This is a genomic window from Streptomyces sp. NPDC006516 (genome assembly GCF_040611875.1).
In the GTDB taxonomy this organism is placed as follows: Bacteria; Actinomycetota; Actinomycetes; order Streptomycetales; family Streptomycetaceae; genus Streptomyces.
Genome location: NZ_JBEXPD010000007.1, coordinates 337864 through 346234, shown reverse-complemented (window position 1 = coordinate 346234; position 8371 = coordinate 337864). Strand labels below are relative to the sequence as shown.

Below are 8371 nucleotides of genomic sequence, written 5' to 3'. Positions count from 1 at the left end.
ATCGACGGCCCTCCGCTGGTCGTGACCCAGGAGGGCGGAACCCTTACCGTCACCTACCCGGACCTCCCATGGCAGGGCTTTCTCGATCGGTGGCCGCACCCCTTGTCTGTCAGGCCCAGGTGATCAGGCGCTTCGGCTGCTCCAGGACCGCCGCGACGTCCGCGAGAACCTTGGATCCGAGCTCTCCGTCGACGAGCCGGTGGTCGAACGACAGCGCCAGCGTGGTGACCTGGCGGGGCTTCACCTTGCCCTTGTGCACCCACGGCTGGAGCTTGATCGCCCCGACGGCCAGGATCGCGGACTCCCCGGGGTTGAGGATCGGCGTACCCGTGTCGACGCCGAAGACGCCGACGTTGGTGATGGTCACCGTCCCGCCGGCCATGGCGGCCGGGGAGGTCCTGCCCTCACGCGCCGTGGAGACCAGCTCGCCCAGTGCCTCGCCCAGCTCGGGGAGGGTCTTGGCGTGCGCGTCCTTGATGTTCGGCACGATCAGACCGCGCGGGGTGGCGGCGGCGATGCCCAGGTTGACGTAGTGCTTCTGCACGATCTCCTGGTTGGCCTCGTCCCAGGCGGCGTTGATGCCCGGGTTCCGCCTGATCGCGACAAGGAGGGCCTTGGCGATGATCAGGAGCGGGTTGACCCGCACCCCCGCCATGTCCTTGTCCTCCTTGAGCTCCGCCACGAGCTTCATCGTGCGCGTCACGTCGACGGTGACGAACTCGGTGACGTGCGGAGCCGTGAAGGCACTGCCGACCATGGCCTGGGCGATGGCCTTGCGCACTCCCTTGACGGGGATGCGGGTCTCGCGCCCGTCCGTGCTCGCGGGCACGGCGACGGGCTCGGCGGTCGCGGCGGGCTGCGCCACGGCCTGCTCGCGGACCTCGGCGGGGGCCGGGGCCGCCGCCGCGTGGACGTCCTCACGGGTGATGACGCCGCCCTCGCCGGTCGGCGTGACCGTGGTGAGGTCGATGCCCAGGTCCTTGGCGAGCTTGCGCACCGGCGGCTTCGCGAGCGGACGGGCCTCCCGCGGAGCCGCGCTGTGGCCGTTCATCTCCGCCTGAATCGCCGCGGCGGCCGGGCCGGGGATCTCGACGCCCTTGCGGGCCCGGCGCTTGGTGGAGGCCTCGGCCACGCCGTAGCCCACCAGCACCGGCTGGCGGCCCTTGGGGGCCTCCGCCTCCGGCTCGGCTTCCGCCACGGGCTGCTGGACGGTCTCCGTAGTCGCGGCCGGAGCGTCACCGCTGCCGGGCGCCACGTCCACCGCGATGATCACCTGGCCCACGTCGACGGTGGTGCCCTCGGGGAAGCGCAGCTCGTGCACCACCCCGTCGAAGGGGATCGGCAGCTCCACGGCCGCCTTCGCGGTCTCGACCTCGCACACCACCTGACCGTCGGTGACGGTGTCGCCGGGCTGGACGAACCACTTGAGGATCTCCGCCTCGGTCAGTCCCTCGCCCACATCGGGCATCTTGAACTCGCGGAAACGAGCAGACGTCTCGGTCATCGTCGTCACGACCCCTCTCCTCAGAACGCCAGCGAGCGGTCGACGGCGTCGAGCACCCGGTCGAGACCCGGAAGGTACTCGTCCTCGAGCCGGGCGGGCGGGTAGGGGGCGTGATAGCCGCCGACCCTCAGCACCGGGGCTTCGAGGTGGTAGAAGCAGCGCTCGGTGATCCGGGCCGCGATCTCGGCGCCGGAGCCGTAGAACACCGGCGCCTCGTGGACCACGACGAGCCGGCCGGTCTTCTCCACCGAGGCCTGCACGGCGTCGAAGTCGATCGGGGACATCGACCGCAGGTCCAGGACCTCGATCGACTTGCCCTCCTCCTGCGCCGCGGCGGCGGCCTCCAGGCAGACCTTCACCATCGGGCCGTACGCGACGAGCGTGAGGTCGGTCCCCTCACGTGCGACGACGGCCTTGTGGAGCGGGAGGGGGATGGACTCGGTGTCCAGCTCCCCCTTGTCCCAGTACCGCCGCTTGGGCTCGAAGAAGATGATCGGATCGTCGCTCTGGACGGCCTGCTGCATCATCCAGTACGCGTCGCCCGCGTTGGACGGCGAGACGACCTTCAGGCCCGCCACGTGCGCGAACAGGGCCTCGGGCGACTCACTGTGGTGCTCGACGGCACCGATGCCACCGCCGTACGGGATGCGGATGACGACCGGCAGCTTGATCTTGCCGAGTGCGCGCGCGTGCATCTTCGCGAGCTGCGTGACGATCTGGTCGTACGCGGGGAAGACGAATCCGTCGAACTGGATCTCGACGACGGGCCGGTAGCCGCGCAGGGCCAGACCGATCGCCGTACCGACGATGCCGGACTCGGCCAGCGGGGTGTCGATGACCCGGCCTTCCCCGAAGTCCTTCTGGAGCCCGTCCGTGATGCGGAAGACCCCTCCGAGCTTGCCGACGTCCTCGCCCATGACGAGGACCTTCGGGTCGGTCTCCAGTGCCTTGCGGAGCGACTCGTTGAGCGCCTTCGCGATGGACATCTTCTCAACGGCCATGGCTAGTTGCCCTCCTCGGCGAACGATGCCTGGTAGGCGGCGAACTGGGCGCGCTCCTCGTCGACCAGCGGGTTGCCGTCGGCGTAGGCGTGGTCGAAGATCGCCAGCCGGTCCGGGTCGGGCATGGCCCGTACCGCTTCGCGTACCCGCTTGCCGAGGGCCTCGCTCTCCTCCTCCAGCTCGGTGAAGAAGGCCGCGTCGGCGAGGTCCTGCTTCTCCATGTACGCGCGCAGCCGCAGGATCGGGTCCTTGGCCTCCCAGGCCACCCGCTCCTCGTCCGCCCGGTACTTGGTCGGGTCGTCGGAGGTGGTGTGCGCACCCATGCGGTAGGTGAACGCCTCGACGAGGGTCGGCCCCTCACCACGGCGGGCACGCTCCAGCGCCGACCTGGTGACGGCCAGGCACGCCAGGACGTCGTTGCCGTCGACCCGGACGCCGGGGAAGCCGAAGCCCTGCGCACGCTGGTAGAGCGGCACGCGCATCTGCTTCTCGGTCGGTTCGGAGATCGCCCACTGGTTGTTCTGGCAGAAGAACACGACGGGCGCGTTGTAGACGGCGGAGAAGGTGAAGGCCTCCGCGACGTCGCCCTGGCTGGACGCGCCGTCACCGAAGTACGCGATCACGGCCGAGTCCGCGCCGTCCTTGGCGACGCCCATGGCGTAGCCGGCGGCGTGCAGGGTCTGCGAGCCGATGACGATCGTGTACAGGTGGAAGTTGTTGGTGTTCGGGTCCCAGCCGCCGTGGTTCACGCCGCGGAACATGCCGAGCAGATTGGTCGGGTCGACGCCCCGGCACCAGGCCACGCCGTGCTCCCGGTAGGTCGGGAAGACGTAGTCGTCGTCGCGCAGAGCACGGCCGGAGCCGATCTGCGCGGCCTCCTGGCCGAGCAGGGAAGCCCACAGGCCGAGCTCACCCTGCCGCTGCAACGCGGTCGCCTCGGCGTCGAAGCGCCGGGTCAGGACCATGTCCCGGTAGAGACCGCGGAGCTCGTCCGCGCTCAGGTCGATCTCGTAGTCCGGGTGCTCGACGCGGTCGCCCTCCGGCGTCAGCAGCTGCACCAGCTGGGGGTCAGAACCCTCCGTCGTCTTCGCGGGCGTCTTCGCGGCGCTGGTCCGCTTGCTGCTGCGTCGCGGTTTGCGCGCGGCAGTGCTCTCCACGGTCACGTGCGTGCTCCTCCGTCGGTCCGGCCCCCGGGATGGCCGGGAACCAGTGCGGCTCGCCTGTGTCCGGACCCGTGCACGGGGTGGGTGCCGCTCGGCCGGGAACAGGCGTGACAGGTGCCCCGGCGAGCGTCCTGCCATAAGCACGTTACCCAGTGCATCGCATAACTGCGAAACACCTTGTGACCTGCGATTTTGCTTGGATTTCCAAGTAAATCGCAAAATTCGTGAACTCCTGCTGGTCACAGCACTGGCAACGGCCTGGCAGGCGGCCGGAACAACGGCACGTTATCCCGGCCGACAGCCCCAGGGAAGGGCGGACGACAAGCGAGTGTGTGAGACTGCGAATGTGCGCGAAGAAGGAAAAATCACGGTATTCCTGCTCGATGATCACGAAGTCGTCCGGCGTGGCGTCCACGAGCTGCTCTCCGTCGAGGAGGACATCGAGGTCGTGGGCGAGGCTGGCACGGCGGCGGACGCGCTCGCGCGCATTCCCGCGACCCGGCCCGACGTCGCCGTCCTCGACGTACGCCTGCCGGACGGCAGCGGGGTGGAGGTCTGCCGCGAGGTGCGCTCGCGGGACGAGAACATCAAGTGCCTGATGCTCACCTCGTACGCCGACGACGAGGCCCTTTTCGACGCGATCATGGCCGGGGCCTCGGGATACGTCCTGAAGGCGATCCGCGGCAACGAACTGCTCAGTGCCGTACGGGACGTGGCGGCGGGAAAGTCCCTGCTGGACCCCGCGGCCACCGCCCGCGTACTGGAGCGGCTGCGTGAGGGCAAGGACGGCAAGGGCGACGAGCGGCTCGCCGGTCTGACCGACCAGGAGCGCAGGATCCTCGATCTGATCGGTGAGGGTCTGACGAACCGCGTGATCGGCGAGCGGCTGCATCTCGCGGAGAAGACCATCAAGAACTACGTCTCCAGTCTGCTCGCCAAGCTGGGCATGGAGCGGCGCTCGCAGGCGGCGGCGTACGTGGCGAGGCTTCAGGCCGAGAAGCGCTGACGGCACGGGCTCCGTCCGGGACCTTGGTCCCGGCCCGTCCGGGGCGGCGGACTCTTACTCGGCCCCTACACGTCGCCGAAAGTGGGAAGCATGCCTTCCTCCCGCCCCTCCTGCACCTCGGGCCGCACCGCCACCTCCGACACCGCGGGCACCGCCGCCGAGGCCGGTCCCGGTGTGTCAGGTGGTTCCCTCGGCGCCGGACCCGGCGTGTCGGGCCGCTCCCGCCACACGGGCCCCTCCGCGACCTCCAGCTCGGACACCTCCCGTGCCATGGAGCTGCTCGGGAGCGTCCGCTACGGCCGGCTGGCGATGAGCATGCGTGCCCTGCCGTTCCTGGCGGTGGCCCGGCACCTGGTGATCGAGGGCCGCGTCGTCCTGCGGATGCACCGGGGGCTCGGCTTCCACGAGTCCTGCGACGGAAGCGTCATCGCCTACGGGGCGGACAACTTCAACTCCCCGGCCTCCGGCGTCCAGGACCTCTGGTCGGTGCAGTTCACGGGGCCCGCCGAGATCGTCCGTCCCGCCGCCGACCAGCGCGAACGCTTCGGGACCGGCCCCGCCGACGTGAACGGGGAGCACTTCGATCCCGTGTACCTCAGGCTCGACCCGCACGTCGCGCACATGCACACTCTGGCCTTCGACGCAACTCCGTCAGGGCGGACACACAGCGTCACCTAACATGTGGCGAGTGCTGCGCTCATCTGTGACCCTCCCACCTGTTCCTCCGGTCGGCGAGGTCATGCGCCGCTACCCGGACGCCGGTGAACCCCTGGCCTGCGAGCCCCTCACCAAGGGCCTGCTCAACCACGGTTACCGCGTGTCCACCACCCGCGGGTCGTACTTCCTCAAGCACCACCTCGACAAGCACCACCTCGACGACGCCAGCGGCGACCACGCCACGATCGTCCGGCAGCACCGGGCCACCCAGCAGCTGCACTCCCTCGGCGTGCCGGTCGCCCCGCCCCTCGCGGACACACAGGGTCACACGGTGACGGTCATCGACGGGCAGCGCTATGCCCTGCACCGGTGGGTGGACGGCCTCCACCGGGACGGCACGCAGCTCACGACCGCCCAGTCGCGCCGGCTCGGGGCGCTCCTCGGGGCCGTACACATGGGCCTGGAACAGGTCATGGAGGCGGACTCGCCGCCTCCGGTACGGCGGGGGCAGAGCACCAGCCCCGACCCCGCCGAGACGTTCACGCTGATCGACGAACTGCTGACGGCAGCGCGGGGCATGGGGCCGCGGGACGCGTTCGACGAGCTCGCCGTGCACCGTCTCGTCGAGCGGCGCGCCCTGCTGGAGCGGCACGCGCACCGGCGCCCGCCCACACCGGGCGGGGCGGCCAGGGGCTGGGTGCACGGCGACTTCCACCCGCTCAATCTGCTCTACCGGGGCGCCGACCCCGTCGCGATCGTGGACTGGGACCGGCTCGACGTGCAGCCGCGCGCGGAGGAGGCCGTACGCGCCGCGGCCATCTTCTTCGTCCGGCCGGACGGGAAGCTGGCGCTGGAGAAAGTGCGGGCGTACGCCCGCGCGTACCGACGCTCCGCCGGCGCGGGCGCGGCGGAGATGGCGGCCGCCGTGCACCGGGTGTGGTGGGAACGCCTCAACGACTTCTGGATACTGAGCTGGCGCTACCGCTTCCACGACCGCAGGGCCGACCCGCAGTTCCCTGCGGTGTCGGCCCTGGCGGTGTGGTGGACGCGTGAGTACGAGGCGGTGGGCGAGGCCTTCACCGGGTGAGGGGCCCGGGTGAAAGGCGCCGGGTGCGAAGCGCCGGGTGCGAAGGGCGCCGGAGTGAGGGCGCCCTCGGTTCCCGGGGGTGGCCTCCCTCAGCCCGCGGTGGTGCCGGCAGCCCCGGCGGCGGATCCCGCCGCGGCTCCGGCCGAGGTACCGGTCGTGGTGCCCTCGGTCGTCGTGCCTCCCGTGTCGTCACCGGTGCCGCCGTCGTCGCCACCACCCTCGGTGGTCCCGCCGTCGTCGCCGGTTCCGCCGTCCGTCGTCGTGCCACCGTCGCTCGTGCCCGGGTCGGGCGACGTGGGAGTCTCCGACGGCTTCTCCGTGGGCTCGGTCGGCTGGTGCGTCGGCGTCCACGTCGGATCGCTGGTGGGCCACGTCTGGCCCCCCGTGGAACTGTCCGGCTCCTCGGTCTCCTCCGTCTCCTCGTCCGTCGGCTCCGCCGACGAAGGGGTCGGCGAGGGGCTCACCGAGGTGGAGGGCGCGGTCGGGGTCTTCTTTTTGCCGCCGTCGTCGTTCGCCGCCTGGACGGCGAACGCCACACCCGCGCCGATCGCGATCAGCGCCAGGAGCACGAACAGCCACATCTTGCCGCGGCCGCCCCCGTTGTGGTGACCGCCGGCGTACGCCCCGTCGTCGGGGTTCATGGGCGGCAGGATCGGCCCCTGCGAGGTGTCCCCGTGCATCGGGCGCCCCATGGCCGCCGTACCGCCGCCGATGTTCATCGCGGCCGTGCGGTCGCCGCCGTGCGTCTCGACCGGGCCGGTGTTCCACGTGCCCGTGTGGCCGCCCTGTACCTGGAGCATCTGCAGGCTGTACTGGACGAGCCCGCGCATCTCCTCCGCGCTCTGGAACCGGTCGTCCGGGTCCTTCGCGAGAGACCGCATGACCAGGCCGTCCAGCTCCGGCGGGACGGACCCCGCGACGTCCGAGGGCGGGACCGGCATGTCCTGGACGTGCTGATACACCACCGAGAGCGGGGTCTCACCGGTGAACGGGGGCCGCAGGGCGAGCAGTTCGTAGAGCAGGCAGCCGGTGGCGTACAGGTCGGAGCGGTGGTCGACCGCCTTGCCGAGGGCCTGCTCGGGGGAGAGGTACTGCGGCGTGCCCATGACCATGCCGGTCTGCGTCATCGTCGACTGCGCGCCGTGCAGGGCGCGGGCGATGCCGAAGTCCATCACCTTGACCGCGCCGGAGTGCGTGATGATCACGTTCGCCGGCTTGATGTCACGGTGCACGATGCCGTGCTGGTGGGAGTACGCCAGGGCTTCCAGGACGCCCGAGACGATGATCAGAGCCTGCTCGGGCGGCGGGGCCTCGGCCTCGAGGAGGAGGTCCCGGATGGTGTTGCCCTCGACGAGCTCCATCACGATGTAGGGCACGGTCGCCCCGCCGACGACGTCCTCGCCGGAGTCGTACACGGCGACGATCGCATGGTGGTTGAGCCCCGCGACCGACTGCGCCTCACGCGTGAAGCGCGCCTTGGAGACCGGGTCCTCGGCGAGATCGGAACGGAGCAGCTTCACCGCGACCGTGCGGCCCAGACGGACGTCCTCCGCGGCGTAGACCTCGGCCATGCCGCCGCGGCCGAGCCGGTGCGTCATGCGGTACCGGCCGTCCCCGACCACACCTCCGACGCCCCAGGAGTCGGTGCCATCCGAAACTCCGCCGCCGTTTGCTTCGGATTCGGGTGCCATCAGTCCTCGCCGTCGTTTCTGTCCGCGCGTCCGCGGGTTCTCACGGTGCCTTGCTGCATTGCCACGTCACGCTACAGCCTCCGTGCGACGCGCCGGTTCACAGAGTGACGGGCCATCCAATCGGCTCGCGCGCCGCTCGCGCAAATTCCATGCGGTTCCTGTAACGCTTCCGAGACGCTTCTTGTGCGTAGGGTCACGGAACGGGCACCTGGCTTGACGTGTCGTACCCCTCGGGCAGACTTGGCCCGTAATAAGGATGATC

At 70.5% G+C, this 8371-nt stretch carries 7 protein-coding genes; 3 read left to right on the top strand and 4 right to left on the bottom strand.

From position 1 onward, the window contains the following. Positions 1-109: 109 nt before the first annotated feature. The 3 genes from ABZY45_RS21555 to pdhA are packed head-to-tail and all read right to left on the bottom strand — an operon-like array spanning position 110 to position 3668. A complete protein-coding gene (locus ABZY45_RS21555) occupies positions 110-1513 on the bottom strand; it encodes a dihydrolipoamide acetyltransferase family protein (protein ID WP_356742063.1) in 1404 nt (467 codons plus the stop codon). A gap of 11 nt (positions 1514-1524) precedes the next feature. Then, on the bottom strand, positions 1525-2505 hold the full coding sequence (locus ABZY45_RS21550) for an alpha-ketoacid dehydrogenase subunit beta (protein WP_356742061.1): 981 nt from the start codon (positions 2503-2505) through the stop codon (positions 1525-1527). A 2-nt stretch (positions 2506-2507) separates the two neighbouring features. Beyond that, entirely contained in the window at positions 2508-3668 is a 1161-nt protein-coding gene (pdhA, locus tag ABZY45_RS21545) for a pyruvate dehydrogenase (acetyl-transferring) E1 component subunit alpha (protein WP_356742060.1), read from the bottom strand. 346 nt (positions 3669-4014) lie between these two features. Between pdhA and ABZY45_RS21540 the strand changes: the two genes are divergently transcribed. From ABZY45_RS21540 to ABZY45_RS21530, 3 genes are all read left to right on the top strand, one after another. Further along, the gene (locus ABZY45_RS21540) at positions 4015-4674 is read left to right on the top strand and encodes a response regulator transcription factor (RefSeq protein ID WP_356742058.1); all 660 of its coding nucleotides are present in this window, start codon (positions 4015-4017) and stop codon (positions 4672-4674) included. 90 nt (positions 4675-4764) lie between these two features. Then, on the top strand, positions 4765-5352 hold the full coding sequence (locus ABZY45_RS21535; RefSeq protein ID WP_356742056.1) for a pyridoxamine 5'-phosphate oxidase family protein: 588 nt from the start codon (positions 4765-4767) through the stop codon (positions 5350-5352). A gap of 1 nt (position 5353) precedes the next feature. After that, positions 5354-6418, top strand: a complete 1065-nt coding sequence (locus tag ABZY45_RS21530; RefSeq protein WP_356742054.1) for a phosphotransferase — start codon at positions 5354-5356, stop codon at positions 6416-6418. 89 nt (positions 6419-6507) lie between these two features. On the opposite strand, the gene ABZY45_RS21525 is transcribed toward ABZY45_RS21530, so the two are convergent. Then, the gene (locus ABZY45_RS21525) at positions 6508-8109 is read right to left on the bottom strand and encodes a protein kinase (RefSeq protein ID WP_356742052.1); all 1602 of its coding nucleotides are present in this window, start codon (positions 8107-8109) and stop codon (positions 6508-6510) included. Between the last annotated feature and the right edge of the window lie 262 nt (positions 8110-8371).

What these genes read in the sequence shown, in the direction of transcription:
- ABZY45_RS21550 (WP_356742061.1), bottom strand. Translation starts at nt 2,505, where the DNA reads ATGGCCGTTGAGAAGATGTCCATCGCGAAGGCGCTCAACGAGTCGCTC.
- ABZY45_RS21535 (WP_356742056.1), top strand. Translation starts at nt 4,765, where the DNA reads ATGCCTTCCTCCCGCCCCTCCTGCACCTCGGGCCGCACCGCCACCTCC.
- ABZY45_RS21530 (WP_356742054.1), top strand. Translation starts at nt 5,354, where the DNA reads ATGTGGCGAGTGCTGCGCTCATCTGTGACCCTCCCACCTGTTCCTCCG.
- ABZY45_RS21525 (WP_356742052.1), bottom strand. Translation starts at nt 8,109, where the DNA reads ATGGCACCCGAATCCGAAGCAAACGGCGGCGGAGTTTCGGATGGCACC.